Source organism: Butyricimonas hominis (genome assembly GCF_014287455.1).
Lineage (GTDB): Bacteria > Bacteroidota > Bacteroidia > Bacteroidales > Marinifilaceae > Butyricimonas > Butyricimonas muris.
Genome location: NZ_JACOOH010000001.1, coordinates 430,837 through 451,286 on the forward strand (window position 1 = coordinate 430,837; position 20,450 = coordinate 451,286).

The following is a 20,450-nucleotide window of genomic DNA, read 5'->3' on the forward strand; positions in this document are numbered from 1 at the left end:
TTTTAAATCACTCGGCTTCTCCATAAGTTTTCTCGTCATCCGGAACCGGCAGAACATAAGCAGAAAAGTTCTCCACGGGACAACGATAAAACGTACTCCTATTATGTCTTTTCAAGAAATAAAAATACTGTCCTTCCGCGAAAAACTCCTTCCGGTACTCCTTATCCAACACCTCCAAACGTTGTTCCTCCGTCACATCCGTTCCCAAATTATTACTTCTGGAAATACCCCGGGTAGTTCTCACCGTATTAATGTATTGCCCACACTCGGACAAAGCCACAGATTCAGCCAAAATATAATACATCTCGGCTAATCGAATCAAAGGTATTTTTTCTCCATACAACCCCTCGCCAAGATATTTACGACACATCAAAAGATTACTAGCCGTATGATTAAAACCATACCCGGAACGATAACGCATATCATTCAAACCGATTCCCTCGTTAATCTCGAACAATCCACTTGCATTATTTCCTGAAATATAATACTGCACATCATAAGAGGAACCATTCACCCAGTAATTTTTCAATTTCTCCTCCATATCATACATGGCAAGACCAAAAATAGTCTCTCCATATAAAGAAACATCCTGCTGATTATTCCGAACAAGTTCTAAGCCGGATTTTTCAATCACTTCCCGAGCATACTGTGCAGCCAACTCTTTATTTCCCCGGTATAGATATACACGTGCCAACATCGCTTTCACCGCAAACTTATTCATACGATGCTTGCGTTGCCCGATAAAAGGCTCTTCAGCCACATGCTCGTAATTCATCGGATCATTTTTCAACAACTCTTCAGCCGCCTGAAGATCTGCAACAATGCGCTTAACAACTTCATTAGCAGCCATCATAGGAGCGCTCTCCGAATCGAACTTGTCCCGGTAAGGGATACATAACTTCGTGGAATCCAACGAATAAATCGGCCCCCACAAACGCAATATATCGAAATAATGGAAAGCCCGTAACCCAAGAGCCTCACCCTTCATCAAATCTCGATAACCTTCCGTCAAAATAACATCCCCGTTCGTTTCAAGATATTGCAGGAAATTATTGATATTCGCTATCTCGTTATACAATTTCAACCAAATATCGGCTATGGCATTTTTAGAACTTGTAGTCTCACCATACTTGTATATTGCCGCACGCTCCTCATCCGTAACAGCTCCCGGGGCATAATTATCATATCGTTGTACCAATTTCTCTACAAAATCGAATGTCATTTGTCTACCATACGATTTTTCAAGAGTCATCATACTATATAAACCCGTCAATGCACTTTTAAAACCATCCTCCGAAGTAAAGAATTTCTCTGCCTCGATATCCGTTTTGGGGTTCACATCTATCCAATCCTGACAGGACGATAAAAACAATGAAACGGTACAAATTGCAACTACTAATATATTTCTCATCTTGTACTCCTCCACATTTTAATTAAACAATACCGACAAGGACACGTTAAACATCCGGGCAAAAGGATAATCCAACCCCCGCTCTGTCTTGATCGAAGAAATTCGTCCTAAATCCTCCATCGTGGCATTCAATGACACACTTGCTATCCGGCAAGCCTGCAAGAACTTAAAATTCTTCGGGTCAAAACGATAACCAACAGACAAAGATGTAAAGGACAACTCATTACGCTTTTGAACGAAACGACTGCTCATCCCCGTTTGCTGGCTGACAATCGACATTGATTTATAACGGGCATTCCGGTTTTCAGGACTCCAACGACTGGATAACGCTCTACGATCCACATTATACGCCGCACTGGAATTTTCAATTTTATCCACCAACGTTTGATTATACCACCATGCTCCCAGTTCGTAAGTACAAGCTAAAGCAACACTCCAATTCTTATACGTGAACGCGGAAGAAATAGCACCTCTCAATTTCGGTTCCTGATCCCCGACAGCAATCTTATCGAGCGGATCCCAAATATAAGTCTTTTCCCCGTTACGAGTCAAAAACACTTCCTGCCCCGTTGCCGGATCTATTCCCAAGGAAGGAACAACAAACAACTGTGTCGTGGACTTCCCCTCTTCATAAATAGCTTCCGGAGAACCGTCTTTCTTCTCCAGATTCTTTTGATTCATCGCCTTCATCTCATTCGAAATCTTCTTGATCACGTTTCTGTTATGCGAGCCATTTGCGGAAACACTCCATTGAATCTGCCGCTCATAATCCTGAATAAGCATCACGCTGAACTGAATATCATACCCTTCATTCTCAACCGCACCCACGTTCATCGTCTTTGACGCAAAACCGGTTGAAGGCGCTATATTGTAATCCAACAACAACTCATCCGTGTAATTATTATAATACGAGAATGATGCATTCACCCGACTATTCCACAACCCGATCTCGAGAGCCAAACTCCGGTTCTTCGTCGTGGACCATCCCAAATCCGGATTACCTATTCCTTTCAATTGAGCACCTAAAATATCCGAAGAAGGATACGGGAACAACAAATCGTCGTAAGTATAAGTTTCTTTCGCCTGATACGGGGAATAACTTTGAGAACCTGTGACTCCATACGAACCTCGTACAACCAAATTAGATATTAATGTATTCTGAAACCATTTTTCCCGGTGTATATTCCAACGAGCACCGGCAGCCCAGAAAGGAGCCATACCCGTGTTCGCTCCGAATTGGGAAGAAAGATCACCTCGAACACTAAAATCAACAGCAAAGCGCATATCATACATATAACTCACTTGTCCTATCAAACCTACTGTACGGGAAGTTGATTCGGAACCTCTTACCCGATCATCCATCTCGTAAGCGAACAAAAAGTCAGTCATATTATCATTCGGGAAACCGAATGCTTGTAAATTGACACTGTTATTCTTTGATTCATCCACATTCCAACGCGCAAACAAACTCAACAAATGCTTATCCTTCGTGTAATTATAGTTCACGGAAGCATTCACACTCCACGCCACATTATCTCCCGTATTCTTCTCGTACGAACCTTTTTTAGTTAGATCCTCCTGCGGGATAAAATCAGTATGATTCATCGATTTAAACTTTTCCATACGGGAAATACCTTTTGTTATGGAAGCTCCCATCGACACACGGAAATTTTCCTGTATAGCACACTCTATCGTGAAATTATCCACCACATTAAAATTCTCCGTAAAATCCTTGTATTTAAACAAAGTATTATACAACGGATTTACCACTGTCACGGTTCCACCTCCCTCTCCCGGCAATATCTTTTGATCCAAGAAACTCGTGTATCTTCCGTTCTCATCCGTCTTCCGGTAATAAGGATTCAATCTCGTGTACTGGCTAAACGAACCGTACGGAGAATTATCACCCCTCACGTTCGACAATGTTAATTGGTTTTGAATATTCCATTTTTTCCGACGGTATTGAAGTGACAATCCTAACCCCATAGTATTTCGTCCCGATTCCTTCATCACACCCGGCTCTCTCGAATAATTCAAGCTCAAATTATACCTCAATGCCTCGTCACCACCTTCCATGGATAGCGTATGGCGATGTGTTACAGCTGTACGCAAAGGCTCTGATAACCAATACGTGTCTACTCCTCTCTGAATTTCTGCCTTATAATAATTATAATAATTCAATTGACTCGTGGTCGTGAACACCCCGGCCTGTCGCTCGTATTCCAATTTCTCTTTCGCGTTCATCAAATTATAATCCGATAAATCGGGAACGGATATACCCATATTCATGCTATATGATATATTCAACGCACCCGGAAGCGGCTTCTTCGTTTCCACGACAACCACACCATTTGAAGCCTTGGAACCATAAATAGCGGTAGCTGCCGCATCTTTCAAAATTGTGATCGACTCCACCCGCTCCGGATCAATATCCACTATACGCTGCAATGTAGTTTCAAAACCGTCCAACACGAAAAGCGGCATATTCGGGCGTTGTGAATAATCACCCATCATCATCTCCATACTATTCGCATCCACTCCCCCGTTACCCAATTGCACATCTCCCCGTAAACGGAACTCCGGCATTGCATTCGGGTTCGACCCTGCCCGATTATTTTCCAAGATACGGAAACTGGGATCAAACACTTGAAGCGCCTTTAACAAATTATTCGGACTAAGTTTCTTCAACTCGCTTCCCTTTACCGTCACGTAACCACCCGAGAAACTCTCCACCTTACGAGGAGCCATACCCGTCACCACAACATCCTCCAGTTCTGTCTGCTTCTCGGTCAACTTAATCACCACGTTCTCCATATTTCCCGTCACCGGAACAATTTCCTCCTCGTATCCCACGAAAGACACCAACAAGGCAGAAGTCCCCTCCGGCACCTCAATAAAAAACTTCCCGTCAATATCCGTCACAACACCCATTGCTTTGTTTTCCTTGAGAATAATACTCGCCCCGGGCAACGTTTCTTTCGTTGCCGCATCTATTACCGTCCCTCGAATCTTAAAAACGACCACCCCTTGTGCGGACTTCTTGTATTTCAAAACCACGACCCGGTTCATCTGGTATTCCACCTCAACCGACTGATCGCCTAACACAAGCAATAACACGTAGTCCAACGTCCTATCTTTCACATCGAAAGAAACACGCTTATCAACATCAATCTGTGAATGATTATAAAAGAATCTCACCTTCGCCGCCGAAGCCAACGTGTCCAACACCTGATTCAACTTCATATCCTTCACGTTCATAGTAATCTTCGTGTTTTTATACTCTTGTTCCTGTCCAAAAACATTCTGTATAGAGAACAATACACATAAAAAAACACAACAAACCAATTTAATAATTAAATCTCTACAGATCCACTTCTTTTTTTGCATAGTTTTGTATTGTTTTTAGTTTAGAGGCTTTAAATTAAAATCTATTCTAGAGGGGAATATAGTGCGAATATATTTCCCTCTATATTTTAAGCCTATTGCATCACTTGATTCAATATTTTCTTGTACTCTTTTTCCTTATTATACTTCTTCAAATAATCTTTCACCAACTTCTCGACCATATCAAAATCCTTATTTGCTGCCACCGCATCATACAAGAACACGAAAAGCGCCGTATCCCTCAACGCACCCTCGTAAAAAGCTGCCAAATCCTTGTATTGCTCCTCAATAGAAGTCGGTGCCTTATACTCTTTGCCTGCGGCACGGGCTTCCCGTTCTCTCACGTAATCTTTATAAGGCGACAACATACACATGTAAGCCCTATTTCTCAATGAAGCTTTATCATTACGCAACTTATACTCTTTCAATACACTCCAATAATCGGCAGTCATACAATCCTCCAATTTCTTCTTGTGCACTTCGGCACTAGCGTAAGGATAAGTAATCAGATTAGTCAACAGCGTACCCTCGATACTCGATAATACCATATTATACATCTCTGGCGTAATCTCACCCTTTACCTTATCCAAAATAGCTTTTTCATCCTTCAACTCCTGCACGGTAGCCTCGTGGAACTTCTTGGCATCAACTTGTGTCACCAGCATCGCCGGAATATTCGTCTTGTAACGCCGTTCACGCTGTAACATCTCTTTCTCGTATACCTTCGTGTTCACCGCCACTGCCGCTGGAGTTCCCGAGAATTCCACTTTATCATAACTCCGCCCTTTATAAGTAACCTTCAAATGAATAGAATCTCCCGGTTGCAAAAACACCTCGATAAAAGTATTCAGCTTCAATGTAGTAATATCATCCAAATCCACCGTGAATTCCATCAACTGTCCGTCCTTGTACGGAAACTCCATATTAATCCCATCCTTCTCAAGAAAATCAAAATGTACTTTATCTCCCTGATAACCGTATATTTCCGCACTCACTACCGTGGGACGCCCTTTCGCATTACACGTCCAAGAGAACACCCCACATAAAAATACCGTCAACAACAAATACCTCATACCCTATTATTTATTTAAAACTTCCTTTACCTTCTTGATCAACTCTTCACCTCTAAGATCCAACGCAATAACTTTACCTTGCGGATCAATCAATACGGTATAAGGCACTGCCGTCACGTTACACAATTTCACGGGAGGCGTTCCCCACGATTTCAAATCACTCACTTGAATCCACTTCATTTTATTTTTCTCTACCGCATTTAGCCAAGCATCTCTCTTTTGATCCAAAGATACCCCCACGATTTCAAAATTCTTTCCCTTACACTCCTTGTAAAGTTTCACCACGTTAGGCATTTCCCTCATACATGGTCCACACCACGATGCCCAAAAATCAATCAACACGTATTTCCCTCTCAAGCTACTCAATTTAAATAAATTACCATCCTTATCAGGCAATTTGAAATCCGGCATATCACTTCCCACCTTAAACTCAGCCAATCGAATATATTCATCCAACTGTCTCGTGTAAGGATGCTCGTTCAAACTCGGATCGACCAAGGCTCTCAACTTCTTTAATTCATCCAAAGAAACATTCGCCCGCATCTCCCAAAAAATCATAAAAGGAGCTATTGCCTGATCGGAATAACGTTTTACCAATTCTTCCTGCAACTCCAAATTTCTTCTATTATGAAAATCCGTACGGGCCTTAAAATCTCTGGCCCTCGCCTCATCCGATTGATTCCGGTTCAATAAAATATCAATACAAGCAGCCCGCTTAATACTATCCATATGAAACTTTTGCGTTGCCCTATAAGCACTAAAAATCTCATTATTCGGCGTACCAACCACATCAGAATTCAAAAAAAACTGAGAATTAGCTTTCACGCGAACTGTTCCTCTTTCCACCCAAACAGGAGTAATCGGACTCAAACACTCCGGATCACCACTCTTAACGAAATACATCCTCGGAACGCCACAATCTTTAACGACAAACGTGTATTGATTATCAACGACATCACAACTATCCACAACCCACGACTCCCCATTAATCTCCTTCTCTTCCACCAAATACACCTTCTTACCCTTATAAACTCCATCCAATACACCGCGAATCACGCAATCCTCGCTTATCGTTTCACTCTGCCCGAAAAGCCCGACAAACGACATTATCAAACATCCTAATACTAAAATCCTTTTCATACAAATTGCTTTAACTTCAAATTAAACATGATAAAAATCACCTAACGTATAATTTATTACCCTCCATTCTACACGATAAAGAGGACGTCTCCCCCAATCGCTGAACAAAAGCATCAAAACTTTCTTCTTTATTCACCACGCCCGTGAATATCGACTCTCCCACACTCCCTTCCAGCACAATCTCCACCGCGTACCAACGCTCCAATATCCGGGCTACATCAGCCAATTTCTTTCCCCGGAACACGTACTGCCCGTCTTTCCAAGCAATGAAATCTCCCGCATCCACCACCGCCATCTCCACGTAATTCCTTTCGCGATCATAACGCAACTGGTCATCCGGCTTCAACTCGTAACACCGCTCCCCCGCGTAAGCTTCCACTTTCCCGCTAACCAAAGTCACTTCCACGAGCCTATCCCCTTTATACGCGTTGACATTAAAAGACGTACCAAGAACCTTAACACGTACCCCGTCCATTTCCACGAAGAAAGGGTGGCTCTCGTCCCTAGCCACTTCAAAATACATCTCGCCCGAGGCATATACCACCCGTTCGTCGCCACCGAAAGCCACCGGGTAACGCAACTTGGAACCGGCATTCAACCACACCTTTGTTCCATCCGCCAAAGTGAAACTATAATCACACAAAACCGGAGTTTCCAATGTATTATACACCGTTTCCCCTTTCACCGAATCGGGAACACAATACTCCAAACCACCCGCTTCGTTCTCCCGCACCTGTATCCCTTGCACCTCATCCAAAAGAATACCTTCCCCGTACAATACCATCTCCTGCCCGTTAGAAAGGGTCAACGTGGGAACTCTCCGCCCCGTTACCGCCACTTCTACCCGTTGGTTCTCCTTCGGCATCATCTCTCCCTCTTCCCGGTTAAAATAGAACAAAGCCACCCCTAAAGGCAACAGTAACATCGCCGCATATCGCACCATTCGTCTTACTCTCCGCCTCCGGTCGCCCAAAACTTTCCTCCTCCGCACGAAAAAATCAAAGGCCGTCTGCACGTCAGCTTCCCGGTATTGCCTAATCTTTTCCCGTGCCACCACGTCCGAATAAATTCGGTCAAACAGCATCTTGTTATGCCCCGACGCCCTCTTCCAAGAATCCAACTTCGCTTGCTCATCCCGCGTGATCTTCCCTGCCAAACTCTTGGATATCAATCTTGATATTTCAAATAATATCTCTTTCTTTGAATCCATAATCTATACTTTATCAATAGACACATACATTATTTCCCTGTCCATTCATATATAAAACGCACATCCTTTCCAAAAGGGGGGATGAAAAATAAAAAATAATATACGATTTTATTCGTAACGAACGTTACAACCAAATCAAACTAACCAGACAAATCAAATCAGCATCTTTCAAACGAGAAATCAATTTTCTCTTCCCGTTACTTTTATATTCTTTCACGGTATCCACCGAAATCTCCATCTTTTCAGCTATCTCCGCGATCTTCAACCCTTCAAGAGTCAACATCATTACCATTTTGCATTGAGGTGGTAATGTATCGACGGCAGCCATCAGACGGGCATACACATCCTCCTCCAACACCTTATCCCAAAAGTGTTCTACATCTGTTTGCGAGGACAAAACTTCCTTGTGATATTTATCCCGCACCTTTTGTTTCCTGAAATGGCTGATACATTTATTTTTCAGAGAACTGTACAGGAAATATTTAACCTCGCTCTCCGTTTTAAATTTGTACCCGCTTTCCAACAACGAAATAAACACATCTTGAACCAAGTCCTCCGCCACATCATTATCTTTCACGTAATAATTCGCCAGAGCTTTCAACGCCACGTAATAAATTCGATACAAGTGTTGATAAGCCCGGTTATCTTTCCGTGCCAGCAAATCCAATAATTCCTCTTGATTCAATGCATCGTCTCCCATTGACAAAGATAAAAGAGGAAGCGTCCCAAAAACCTCATGGAACGCTTCCCGCTATAATAACTTGAAAATTAATTTTCTTCCGTGTAAGACTCAAGCGGGTCACAAGTACACATCAAGTTACGGTCACCGTAACCGTCGTCTACACGACCTACTTGCGGCCAGAACTTGTTCTCTGCCACCCAAGCCAGCGGGTAAGCCGCTTTGCTACGCGGGTAAGCGTGCGACCATTCATCGGCGGTCAACACCTTGTGCGTGTGAGGTGCGTTCTTCAAAACGTTATCCGTCTTGTCAGCCTTGCCCTCGCCCACTTCGATCATCTCTTCACGAATCGTGGTCAATGCCGCGATAAAGCGATCCAGTTCTTCTTTCGGCTCGCTCTCGGTAGGCTCAACCATCAACGTCCCGTGAACAGGGAACGACAAAGTAGGAGCGTGGAACCCGAAGTCCATCAAACGTTTCGCGATATCCAACTCGGAAATACCGTACTCTTTGTTGAACATGTTGCAATCCCAGATCATCTCGTGCCCTACACGACCTTGCTTTCCTTTATACAGAATCTTGAAGCCCAACTTCTCGAAAGAAGAAGCCAGATAATTGGCGTTCAAGATAGCCATCTTCGTTACCATTTCCAATCCCTCGGCACCCAACATCAGCAAGTAACCGTAAGTCACGGGCAACATTCCCACCGAACCGTAAGGAGCGGCAGCAACAGCGTGAATACCTTCCTCGCCTCCGGTCTTCACCATCGTGTGCGACGGCAAGAATTTCACGAGGTGAGAAGCCACGCAGATAGGACCTACACCGGGACCGCCACCGCCGTGAGGCATAGCAAACGTCTTGTGCAAATTCAAGTGACACACGTCGGCACCAATCGTACCGGGATTCGTCAAACCGCATTGCCCGTTCATGTTAGCCCCGTCCATGTAGAACAAACCGCCATTCTCGTGAATAATATCCGCCAACTCCTTGATAGACTCCTCGAAAATACCGTGAGTCGACGGGTAAGTAATCATAGCACCCACCAAATTATCACGATGCTCGATAGCCTTCTTGCGGAAATCCTCCACGTCAATATTACCCTCCGGGTCTGTAGCCGTCACGATAATCTTGAAACCCGCCATCGTGCTTGATGCGGGATTAGTTCCGTGCGCGGAAGAGGGAATCAAAATCACGTTCCGATGCCCTTCCCCTCTGGCGATATGATATTGGCGAATCACCATCAACCCCGTGTACTCGCCCGCTGCACCGGAATTAGGCTGCAAACTGCATCCGGCAAAACCGGTCACCTTACACAACATATCTTCCGTTTCACGTATCATCTGTTGATACCCCTCTGCTTGAGAAAGCGGAACAAACGGGTGCAAACCGCCAAACTCCGGCCAAGTAATAGGCAACATCTCCACTGCCGCGTTCAACTTCATCGTACAAGACCCCAAAGAAATCATGGAAGTAGCCAAAGAGATATCTCTTCTCTCCAGATTCTTCATGTAACGCATCATCGCGGTTTCCGAGTGATAAATATTAAACACGGATTGCGTCAAAATCTCATCCTCACGCAACATCGCCGGTTCCAACACCGTGCGGTCGTCAATAAACTCGACACGCTCGGCTGTCTTCCCTGCCGCCTTGGCAAAGATACCGATCAACGTGTTGATTTCCTCCTCGTTGATTTTCTCGTCAGTAGACAGACCGACCACTTTTCCGCACCCGCAATCACAATAGAACAAGTTTATTTCCTGCTCCAAAGCGGCATCACGCACGGCCTCTTGAGTTACACCTTCCGGCAACTCGAAACGAAGCGTGTCGAAGAATTTCTCCACTTTCAGCTTGTAACCCAACTTCTGAATTTCTTCTGCCAGAGTCACTGCTGCCGAGTGAATATGACGAGCGATACGCTCCAATCCTTCACGCCCGTGGTAAGCGGCATAGAATCCCGCCATCGTGGCGTTCAACGCCTTGGCGGTACAGATATTGGAAGAAGCCTTCTCCCGTTTGATATGTTGTTCGCGAGTCTGCAAAGCCAAACGCAAAGCATGATTTCCCTGCGCATCGATCGTCACGCCGATAATACGTCCCACGATATTACGCTTGTACTCCTCTTTCGTCGCCATGTAAGCGGCGTGAGGTCCACCGTAAGACATCGGGATACCGAAACGCTGGGTAGTACCCACCGCCACGTCGGCACCCCATTCTCCCGGGGCGGTCAGCAACACGAGGCTCATCATGTCGGCGACAGCAGTCACCAACGCCCCGTTAGCGTGCGCACGATCGGCAAAAGCTTTATAATCCCGTACTTCCCCGTTAGCGGCAGGGTATTGCACTATAGCACCGAATACATCCGGTGTAAATTCAAAAGTATCATAGTCACCGTAAACCAACTCTATTCCTTGCGGCTCGGCACGGGTAATCAACACGTCCTTCGTCTGCGGGAACACTTGGTTATCCACGAACAATTTATTCGCCCCGACTTTCTTCATCTCCTTACCGCGCAAACCATACATCATGGTCATAGCTTCGGCAGCAGCCGTAGCCTCGTCCAGCAACGAACAGTTGGCAATCTCCATCCCGGTCAACTCGACTACCATCGTCTGGAAATTCAACAGCGCCTCGAGACGTCCTTGAGAAACCTCCGCTTGATAGGGAGTGTATGACGTGTACCACGCCGGATTTTCCAAAATATTCCGTTGAATCACGGCAGGTGTAATCGTGTCGTAATATCCTTGCCCGATAAACGTCCTGTACAATTTATTTTTTGAAGCTACCGCTTTGATACGAGAGAAAAACTCGAACTCGGTAAGAGGAGCCGGTAAATCCAGCGGATTCTTCAACCGGATTGATTCGGGTACGGTTTGCTCTATCAACTCGTCAAGAGAACTGACACCCACCACCTTGAGCATATCCTCGATATCCTCTGGACGCGGCCCAATGTGTCTCCACAAAAATTTGTCTGTTGCCATCTATTTATTCCTAATTATTAATGATTTATACTCTAAACCATCGTTTCGTCAACGATTGTGTAAAAATAGACATAATTCCGCTTAATACCAAAAAACGAATAAAAAGTTACAGTTTATAATACAGCCTCACAATTCCGCCGTGGCGAAATTACCCGTGGCGAAATTTGTTTCTGTTTCTCTTTTATATTACCTTTGGTTCAAATTCCGCCGTGGCGAAATTCGCGGCGGCGAAAATAATGACATTACAGAGAACCCTATGAAATTTTACAATCGAGAAAAAGAATTGGAATTACTTGCCCGGACAAGGGAAATTGCTTTCAACAATCATTCACAGATGACAGCAATAACCGGACGCAGACGAATCGGGAAAACAAAACTTATATTGAAAAGTTGCGAGGGCACCCCCACGGTTTATCTTTTCGTGAGCAGAAACAATGAAGCGGCACTGTGCCAACAATTTGCGCAAACTACGAGTAAATCCTTAGACACATTCATCCCTGCTGAAATATCCTCTTTCGTGGGGTTGTTCGAGATGCTCATGAACTTGGGAAAAAATCTATCTTTCAACCTTATAATAGACGAGTTTCAAGAGTTTTTTTACATCAACCCTGCCATTTACAGCGGAATGCAAGATGTTTGGGATAGGTACAAAGACACAACACGTGTAAACTTCATAGCAAGCGGTTCAGTTTATACTCTAATGCACCGTATATTCATGGAATACCGCGAACCGTTATACGGTCGCTGCGACAACATTGTCAAATTAAAATCATTTACTCCCTCTATCATCAAAAAGATTCTGGCAGACTACAACCCGAAATACACTAACGACGACCTGCTAGCTTTATACACTTTTACCGGGGGAGTTCCCAAATATATTGAAATCCTACTTGACAAAGGATGCTACACGATAAACGATATGGTCGACTGTCTTCTTCAAGAAAACTCGATATTCCTTGAAGAGGGGAATATATTGCTAATCCAAGAGTTCGGCAAAAAATACGGAAATTATTACGCCATTCTTTCCGCCATCGCCTCAGGCAGAAACACTTCGGCGGAAATATCCGAATCCATCGGCAACACGAGCGCGGGTGGTTTATTACAACGTCTTGAAGAAGATTACGAGGTAATAGCAAAAAAACGCCCGATTCTATCCAAGGAAGGTTCGCAGACCGTTCGTTACGAGATTTCGGATAATTTCTTACGGTTTTGGTTTCGTTATATCGTAAAATATCAAAGCTATATACAATCCGGGCTTTTAAATGATCTCGCTGGGATCGTCAAAAATGATTACCCCACTTATTCCGGGATCATGCTGGAAAAATACTTCAGGGAGCAACTCATAGAGAAACAATTATATAGCAATATCGGTTCATGGTGGGAAGCATCCAAAGGAAAAGACAAAGAACAGCATGAAATTGATATCGTGGCAATTTACGCCCATGAAAAAAAAGTACTCGTTGCCGAGGTAAAACGTCAACGCAAGAATTTCAAACCCGAACTATTTCAAGAAAAAGTCGAAGCGATTCGTACAAAACTATTCTTCAATTACGAGACAGAAACAGCTTGCTTCACGTTAGATGATATGTAAAAAGCGGAGAACTTTTATTCTCCGCTTTCTCGCGGGTGGAAGACCGGGTTCGAACCGGCGACCTTCGGAACCACAATCCGACGCTCTAACCAACTGAGCTACATCCACCATTTTGCTTTTGCGCTGCAAAGATAGAACAACTTTCGTTTCTCGCAAAGAAAAAGCTACAAAAATTTTACCGTCGGAACTTAATTTTTCCCGTCTCGATCTCCCGGGCGGCGTAGCACAGCTGCTCGTACCACTCCTCCCCGTATTTCGTGATCAAGGCATCTTTTAGGAACACGTACACCGGAACTCCCTCTTGCTCACCTTTTAATCTGGCACAGGCACATATCGACCATTGATCGTAATTCATCGCCTCGTAATTCTGGTATTGTTTCACCCGAATCGGGTATAAGTGACACGAGATAGGTTTCCGGAAACTACTCTCGCCCCGGCTCCACGACTTCTCGATAGCACACCAGCAACTTCCCCCTTCCTCTATCGCGTAGGCACACTCCCGTCCCCCGATCAGCGGGGTCACCAAATCGCCCTCAACATCAATCGTCGAGAAACCTTGCTCCTCCACGGCAGTAAGCCCTTCCGACTTCATGTACGGGCGAATCTTCTCGTAATTTTCCCGAATCTGCTCCGCTTCCCCCTCTTCCAATGGAGCCCCAGAATCCCCTTCCACGCAACAAGCTCCTTTGCATACTGTCAAATCACAACAAAACTTCTTCTCGAAAATATCGAGGCTTATAATCGTATCCCCTATCTGTATCATGTGCTAATTGAAAATTGAAAATGCAAAATTGAAAATGTTTTTTCAAAGTTACAATAATCTCACCCTTATTTCTCTCGTGTTTAAGCAGAGTTTAGTTAAATAACATGTATTATTATTTTATATTCTTTATACTTGCCTTATACCATCTCCTATTCAACTCCCATTCATCTCCTATTCAAAGCCTATTTTAAAGGTGTAAAAATAGTATTTTAATTGAAATTGAATAAAATTTAATAAGACGAAAATACATCGTATTATCTATTTTAAAAACAATAAAATAATGAAACACACTCAAAACTCTCCTCGAAAAAAGGAGAAAAAACATCCTATCGGTCAACGTACCGATTGAAAATAAACAAGGGAGGCCGTCAACACATACGCTAACTTACCTCCCCTTCCACTAGTTGCAAAAATGGAATTCGATATACTTAAACTAATAAGGATTTACCCGTCATTTCCTTAGGCTGGGGAAGTCCCATGATAGCCAGCACGGTGGGTGCAACATCTGCCAACACTCCATCCCGCAAATGGTCGCATTTCGAATCGGTCACCCAGATGCAAGGCACGGGGTTCAGCGAGTGTGCCGTGTTGGGCGTCCCATCCTCGTTCACGGCATTGTCGGCATTCCCGTGGTCGGCAATAATAAGCACGTCGTAGCCGTTGGCACGGGCGGCGGCGACTGTTTTCCCCACGCACTCATCCACCGTGGCAACAGCTTTTTGTATTGCCTCGTACACACCCGTGTGTCCCACCATGTCGCCGTTAGCGTAATTCAAACAAATGAAATCAACCTCTCCTTGGTTTAACACCTCCACGATCTTCTCCGTCACGGCAGGAGCGGACATCTCGGGTTGCAGGTCATAAGTCGCCACTTTTGGAGAAGGCACCAGAATACGGGATTCTCCCTCGAAAGGTTCCTCCCGCCCGCCATTGAGGAAGAAGGTCACGTGCGCGTATTTCTCCGTTTCGGCGATGCGCAATTGCTTCAACCCTTGGGCGGATATATATTCCCCGATCGTGTTCACCACGTTGTCTTTATCGAAAAGGATATGCAATCCCTTGAATTTAGCATCGTAAGGAGTCATCGTGCAATAATGCAACGGCAGGGTTTTCATACCGTATTCCGGCATATCTTCCTGAGTCAACACGATGGTCAACTCCTTTGCCCGATCGTTGCGGAAGTTAAAGAAGATCACGGCATCACCCTCTTGTATCGTGCCTAACGGTTTACCCGCCTCGTCAACGCACACGATCGGTTTCACGAACTCGTCGGTCACGCCCGCATCATAGGAAGCCTGCATGGCTGCCGCAGGATTGGTTGCCGGGGTTCCCACGCCTTTCACGATCAAATCGTAAGCCTCTTTCACGCGTTCCCAACGTTTGTCCCTGTCCATGGCGTAATAGCGCCCGATGATAGAAGCGATCCGCCCGCCGGATTGTTTCGTGTGATTCTCCAGTTCCTCGATAAAACCTTTCCCGCTCTTGGGATCGGTGTCGCGCCCGTCCATAAAACAATGAACGAAAGTCTTCTCCACCCCAAACTCTTTTGCCAAATCACAAAGGGCAAAAAGGTGATCTAAGGAACTGTGCACGCCCCCATTGGATACCAAACCCATGAAATGCATCTGCTTCCCGTTCTCGCGAGCGTAAGTGAACGCTTTCACGATCTCCGGATTTTGAGCTATCGAATGGTCACGGCAAGCCCGGTTGATTTTCACCAAGTCTTGATAGACAACCCGTCCCGCACCGATATTCAAATGCCCCACCTCGGAATTTCCCATTTGCCCGTCCGGCAAACCTACATTTTCTCCGCTCGTGTAAAGTAACGAACGAGGATTCCGGCTCGCCAATCCCGTGATATTCGGCGTGGGAGTACTCCCGATAGCGTCTGAATGGTCGTGCTTACCAATACCCCAACCATCCAATATCATCAATAATACTTTTTTCATATCTATTTTATTTATTCTTGTTTTCAACTTCTAAACGGAGAGCAAAGTTAAATGATAATATTCAGTTTATCGCCTTATTTTCAGGGAAAATCAACGAAAACGTTTGTCATGACAAAAAAATAATCGATATTTTTATAGTACTATGTATTGCATAATACTATTTTTTTATTTATATCTTTGCCATGCAAAACTAAACAAATCAAGATATGAATATCGAGAACACGCAGGCTCAAATGAGAAAAGGGATTCTGGAGTATTGTATCTTGCTGATAATCTCGCAAAGGGACGCTTACGTTCCGGACATCATCAGCAGGTTGAAATCCTCCCGGATGATCGTTGTCGAAGGCACGATATATCCCTTGTTGACCCGTTTAAAAAACACGGGTTTGCTTTCATATCGCTGGGAAGAATCACAACAAGGTCCACCCCGCAAGTATTACAGTATCACGGAAAAAGGACGGGAATTTCTCAAAGAACTGGAAAACTCTTGGAATGAATTGACCTCCGCCGTGGACAGTATCAAGGAAAACCCTAACAACTAAATTTTAAATCATGAAAAAGACTTATACAATCAATCTAAGCGGGAAGATTTTCCACATTGATGATGATGCCCTGGATAAATTGCAAACATACATCAACACGCTCAAGACACATTACTCCCGTGAAGAAGACGGCAACGAGATCATGGAAGATATCGAGAACCGTATCGGGGAATTGTTCACGGAATACCTGAAAGGACAATACCGGGAAGTGGTTACCATCGACGACGTGGAACAAGTGATTGCCACCATGGGCGCCCCGAATGATATCATAGATGAAGACGAAGAACCACAAAAGCCCGCAACACCAAAGCAAACCAAAAAACTATACCGGGATCCGGACAATCGCGTGTTCGGGGGTGTTGCCGGGGGAATGGCAGCTTACTGGGGTATATCGCCCCTGCTGCTTCGGGTATGTTTTATCATCATGACGTTCTATTACGGGATATTCTTTATCGTGTACATTATCCTGTGGATTGCCGTGCCCAAGGCAAAAACATCCAAGCAAAAACTGGAAATGAAAGGAGAGGACATCAATGTTTCCAATATAGAGCGTTCTATCAAGGAAGAATATCAAGAAGTCAAACACGGCAAAGGTGCCAAATACGCTAACCGTGTCGGCGAAGGCTTCTCGGACGCGATGCTCATCGTGGGGAAGGTGCTCGCTATCATCGTCGGGATAGGACTTTTTTGCGGGGGTATATTTTTCTTATTTTGCCTGCTCTCCGCCTTGTTCTTACCTCATTGGTTCCCGTGGGGAGAAAGTTACATGGGAATAACTTACGCGCTCTCGCCCGCCAGTCTTATATTGGGCAAAATCGGCATACTTTTCCTTTTTGGAATTCCTATAATCATGATCATTTTCACGGCGATCAAATTGTTGTTCTCCTTCAAGAGCAACAACAAGGCGATCGCCTTTTCTGCCCTATGCTTATGGCTTGCCAGTCTGACATTGCTTATTATCGTCGCCATCAGCGAAGGAACGACATGGACTCCCCGCACGAACACTTACGAGGAAACTATTCAGCCGGGCAAATGTGAAACGCTCACGATTCAAGTGGATAAACGACATATCGTACCTAAGGACTTCTACCGGAACAGAGGAGTGCTTCAACTGCACGAGGGTAATTTGTTCTCTCCCTACTTTGCCATCCGCCCCTCGCACGGCAACACGGCAAGTATTGTCATCCGGTACTCCACGCACGAGAACAACCCGCAAAAGGAAAACATTACTTTCGATTACAAGTACACCAACGACACGTTACGATTCGACAATTACGCCCAATTGAACAGTAAATGGAGAGCACAGAACGTGGATATCACGGTTTATCTCCCCGAGGGTACAAAAATACGGTTCACCCCGGAAGCGGTGAATCATTTAAGCAAGCGTAGACACGCGGCTTACCCTTTATATTCTGAACTAAACGACCATAAATCATTATTCATCATGCAAGACGGAGAGATTAGACCTCTCCTGTAAAAAGAAGCGGCAGACCTTTATCCCTTTGGTCTGCCGCTCTATCTCGTTCTCAAATTATAAGCACTTATTTAAAATACACATCATCAAGGATACATCTATTTATTATTTTCATAAATTTGCCTACAGAAGAGGTATTTGATCTATAAATCCACTTACAGATTTATAGATTGTGGCGCATGATTTTTGTTAAACACTTTAAACTTTCAATTATGAAAACAAAACTTACGCTCATCTGGATAGGCATTATCACCTTGAATTTCTCGTGCAAAAATGACATGACTACAAGCGAGAAAAATAGAATTAACACGGAAGAATGGATTCCGGCGTACACTAAACTTCCACAACCTGTTAACGTAGATGATAGAACCATGTATTGTTTTCGAGTTGAAAACAGTCGTTCAAATTTAGAAAAATCAGTTCAAGAAGAAATAATTCTTTCCATATACGATAAGGAAAATGTTTTTCCCGAATATTTTGGCGGACAATACCGTTCAGAAGAAAAAACATACGTTTTACTTACAGACACCTCCGAGCAAGTTAAAAAAGAGTACATGGAATTATGCCAAGTTACACCTGACGATGTAATTTTCAAACCTTGTACTTATTCTTTTAACGAACTTCTTCGCTTGTGGCATAAATTAGAAGCAATGCCTACTGTAAAAAATAATAAAGACATTTTCCCGATTTTCATAAGACAAGCGACAAATTGCGTGTTGGTAGTATTTGATGGAGAAAAGGACGAAAGTAAAATCCAATGGTTCAAATCGGAAATCATTGATTCTCCCATGATCAAATTCAATTTTTTACAGGATATAAGGAAAGAAAGTGCAAACAAAGCTGGTACGCCTAAAATGTGTGCCAATAAATTACAAAACGATTATGTCACAACCGGACAAAATTTTTTAACAGAAGATCTCCGCGAAGGAAGAATCGGTTTTAAAGGATATCTCCGATATTCAGGTTCAGAAACACATCAACACGGATTTATTACAGCTGCACACGTTTTCAGATTTGAGAACCTTGATTATTCCCTTTATCAAGCACACAGTTTTGATCTGCCAGAAGAAAATCGTTTTGCAACTTCTGTTTACCTTAATCCAAGATACGATGTCGCTTTTTGTAAACTAGATCCAGGTATTACACTATACACAAACCATAATCCTAAGATTGTTGAAATAAGAGGAGATGAACTTTCAAATATTATCGTACATATTGAAGATAAACAATTATCGGCAAGCACTTATGGCGGAGAACACCCAACAATTAGGATAGATAATTGTCCAGTTCAAGGTGTTGCACTTTGCTATCTCCAGACAGAAACAAGTTTACAACGAGGCGACAGCGGCACCCTTGTAACAGATACAGAAAATAATATCGTGGGAATAGCCCTTGCCATTGAGCCAAATTCTAAATGTTTCTATATAGCCCAAGCTTACAAATTTTGGGGTGCCCTTGATTTAAAACTTAAACCGTAATCAAAACAGTCAAACATGAAAAACAAACTCACGCTCATTTGGATGTGTATTCTTGTCTTATGTGCCTCATGTGAAAACGGGAAAAGCACGATAAGCGAGAAAGATAAATTCAAGATTCCTGAAGATGCATGGACGAAAAAGATTGGAACGTGGATAATGGGATATGAAAGATACTCTTCTCCTAATGAAGTTTGTAGAATTATTCATTGTTATCGCACCCAGTTTTATCCTTTGGGCGAAAAGACAAAACCAACACCACACATCTATCCTGAATATTATGGAGGTATACTTCGTTTAAAAAAAGACAACACGAAAAAGGTCGTTTTTCTCACAGATACGACGAAACAAACCATTGACAAATTCGTCCAATTGTGTCAAATCACATCCGATGACATATCCTATCAACTATGCACCTACTCCCTTAATGAACTCTCGCAAGTAACTACACAATTACGAGAGAATATTGATTCATTAACTAAAACTTTAGGTGTCAGCAGTATTCGTTATTCCGTCAAAGACAATCGAGTTTTTGTGTATTTTCTCGGCAATCGGGATGAACACAAAATACAACGCTTCAAAACAGAAGTATTGGATTCTCCCATGCTTATATTCCGATTCAAATCAGATCCAAGAATTCAGCCAATCAAATCAGAACTAGAATACGTTACAGGCTCCCGTGATATTGTTATTGACGAAAACGGAGAAGGACAACTCGTCTGGACAGAAACGCACCATCACTTTCCTAACAACTAACAAAACAAGGCGGAGTTTTTTGATT

General features: G+C 43.7%; 14 protein-coding genes and 1 tRNA gene. 5 read left to right on the forward strand and 10 right to left on the reverse strand.

The window, feature by feature from the left end:
• Positions 1-7 precede the first annotated feature (7 nt).
• The 7 genes from H8S64_RS01690 to gcvP all read right to left on the reverse strand — a co-directional run bounded on the left by H8S64_RS01690 (position 8) and on the right by gcvP (position 11,875).
• Positions 8-1,411: a RagB/SusD family nutrient uptake outer membrane protein gene (locus tag H8S64_RS01690; RefSeq protein WP_186974692.1), complete on the reverse strand. Its 1,404-nt coding sequence runs from the start codon at positions 1,409-1,411 to the stop codon at positions 8-10.
• A gap of 18 nt (positions 1,412-1,429) precedes the next feature.
• Positions 1,430-4,669, reverse strand: a complete 3,240-nt coding sequence (locus H8S64_RS01695; protein ID WP_255469381.1) for a SusC/RagA family TonB-linked outer membrane protein — start codon at positions 4,667-4,669, stop codon at positions 1,430-1,432.
• A gap of 221 nt (positions 4,670-4,890) precedes the next feature.
• Positions 4,891-5,868: a hypothetical protein gene (locus H8S64_RS01700; RefSeq protein WP_186974694.1), complete on the reverse strand. Its 978-nt coding sequence runs from the start codon at positions 5,866-5,868 to the stop codon at positions 4,891-4,893.
• A gap of 6 nt (positions 5,869-5,874) precedes the next feature.
• Positions 5,875-7,008, reverse strand: coding sequence for a TlpA disulfide reductase family protein (locus H8S64_RS01705; protein WP_255469382.1), 1,134 nt, complete (start codon positions 7,006-7,008; stop codon positions 5,875-5,877).
• A 37-nt stretch (positions 7,009-7,045) separates the two neighbouring features.
• The gene (locus H8S64_RS01710; RefSeq protein ID WP_186974695.1) at positions 7,046-8,218 is read right to left on the reverse strand and encodes a FecR family protein; all 1,173 of its coding nucleotides are present in this window, start codon (positions 8,216-8,218) and stop codon (positions 7,046-7,048) included.
• Positions 8,219-8,342: 124 nt separating this feature from the next.
• Positions 8,343-8,918, reverse strand: a complete 576-nt coding sequence (locus tag H8S64_RS01715) for an RNA polymerase sigma factor (RefSeq protein ID WP_186974696.1) — start codon at positions 8,916-8,918, stop codon at positions 8,343-8,345.
• 68 nt (positions 8,919-8,986) lie between these two features.
• Positions 8,987-11,875, reverse strand: a complete 2,889-nt coding sequence (gene gcvP, locus H8S64_RS01720) for an aminomethyl-transferring glycine dehydrogenase (RefSeq protein ID WP_186974697.1) — start codon at positions 11,873-11,875, stop codon at positions 8,987-8,989.
• A 256-nt stretch (positions 11,876-12,131) separates the two neighbouring features.
• Here gcvP and H8S64_RS01725 point away from each other — a divergent pair, with 256 nt between their 5' ends.
• Positions 12,132-13,466, forward strand: coding sequence for an ATP-binding protein (locus H8S64_RS01725; protein WP_186974698.1), 1,335 nt, complete (start codon positions 12,132-12,134; stop codon positions 13,464-13,466).
• A gap of 33 nt (positions 13,467-13,499) precedes the next feature.
• Here the strand turns inward: H8S64_RS01725 and H8S64_RS01730 are convergent.
• From H8S64_RS01730 to gpmI, 3 genes are all read right to left on the reverse strand, one after another.
• Positions 13,500-13,575 (reverse strand) — tRNA-His (locus H8S64_RS01730).
• Positions 13,576-13,641: 66 nt separating this feature from the next.
• Positions 13,642-14,229 (reverse strand): DUF3109 family protein, encoded by a 588-nt coding sequence (locus H8S64_RS01735; protein ID WP_186974699.1) that lies wholly within the window; start codon positions 14,227-14,229, stop codon positions 13,642-13,644.
• A 428-nt stretch (positions 14,230-14,657) separates the two neighbouring features.
• Positions 14,658-16,178 carry a 2,3-bisphosphoglycerate-independent phosphoglycerate mutase gene (gene gpmI / locus H8S64_RS01740; RefSeq protein WP_186974700.1) on the reverse strand — a complete coding sequence of 507 codons (1,521 nt, stop codon included), beginning with the start codon at positions 16,176-16,178 and terminating at the stop codon, positions 14,658-14,660.
• A 206-nt stretch (positions 16,179-16,384) separates the two neighbouring features.
• On the opposite strand from gpmI, the gene H8S64_RS01745 reads away from it, so the two are divergent.
• From H8S64_RS01745 to H8S64_RS01760, 4 genes are all read left to right on the forward strand, one after another.
• Positions 16,385-16,720: a PadR family transcriptional regulator gene (locus tag H8S64_RS01745; RefSeq protein ID WP_099291111.1), complete on the forward strand. Its 336-nt coding sequence runs from the start codon at positions 16,385-16,387 to the stop codon at positions 16,718-16,720.
• A 10-nt stretch (positions 16,721-16,730) separates the two neighbouring features.
• Positions 16,731-18,197 carry a PspC domain-containing protein gene (locus H8S64_RS01750; RefSeq protein WP_186974701.1) on the forward strand — a complete coding sequence of 489 codons (1,467 nt, stop codon included), beginning with the start codon at positions 16,731-16,733 and terminating at the stop codon, positions 18,195-18,197.
• 209 nt (positions 18,198-18,406) lie between these two features.
• A complete protein-coding gene (locus H8S64_RS01755) occupies positions 18,407-19,672 on the forward strand; it encodes a S1 family serine peptidase (protein ID WP_186974702.1) in 1,266 nt (421 codons plus the stop codon).
• Between the two features lie 15 nt (positions 19,673-19,687).
• Entirely contained in the window at positions 19,688-20,425 is a 738-nt protein-coding gene (locus tag H8S64_RS01760) for a hypothetical protein (RefSeq protein WP_186974703.1), read from the forward strand.
• Positions 20,426-20,450: the final 25 nt, after the last annotated feature.

Coding starts and splice junctions, on each gene's coding strand:
- gpmI (WP_186974700.1), bottom strand. CDS start 16,178: ATGAAAAAAGTATTATTGATGATATTGGATGGTTGGGGTATTGGTAAG.
- H8S64_RS01715 (WP_186974696.1), bottom strand. CDS start 8,918: ATGGGAGACGATGCATTGAATCAAGAGGAATTATTGGATTTGCTGGCA.
- H8S64_RS01705 (WP_255469382.1), bottom strand. CDS start 7,008: ATGAAAAGGATTTTAGTATTAGGATGTTTGATAATGTCGTTTGTCGGG.
- H8S64_RS01735 (WP_186974699.1), bottom strand. CDS start 14,229: ATGATACAGATAGGGGATACGATTATAAGCCTCGATATTTTCGAGAAG.
- H8S64_RS01760 (WP_186974703.1), top strand. CDS start 19,688: ATGAAAAACAAACTCACGCTCATTTGGATGTGTATTCTTGTCTTATGT.
- H8S64_RS01700 (WP_186974694.1), bottom strand. CDS start 5,868: ATGAGGTATTTGTTGTTGACGGTATTTTTATGTGGGGTGTTCTCTTGG.
- H8S64_RS01750 (WP_186974701.1), top strand. CDS start 16,731: ATGAAAAAGACTTATACAATCAATCTAAGCGGGAAGATTTTCCACATT.
- H8S64_RS01725 (WP_186974698.1), top strand. CDS start 12,132: ATGAAATTTTACAATCGAGAAAAAGAATTGGAATTACTTGCCCGGACA.
- H8S64_RS01695 (WP_255469381.1), bottom strand. CDS start 4,669: ATGAACGTGAAGGATATGAAGTTGAATCAGGTGTTGGACACGTTGGCT.
- gcvP (WP_186974697.1), bottom strand. CDS start 11,875: ATGGCAACAGACAAATTTTTGTGGAGACACATTGGGCCGCGTCCAGAG.
- H8S64_RS01690 (WP_186974692.1), bottom strand. CDS start 1,411: ATGAGAAATATATTAGTAGTTGCAATTTGTACCGTTTCATTGTTTTTA.
- H8S64_RS01745 (WP_099291111.1), top strand. CDS start 16,385: ATGAATATCGAGAACACGCAGGCTCAAATGAGAAAAGGGATTCTGGAG.
- H8S64_RS01755 (WP_186974702.1), top strand. CDS start 18,407: ATGAAAACAAAACTTACGCTCATCTGGATAGGCATTATCACCTTGAAT.
- H8S64_RS01710 (WP_186974695.1), bottom strand. CDS start 8,218: ATGGATTCAAAGAAAGAGATATTATTTGAAATATCAAGATTGATATCC.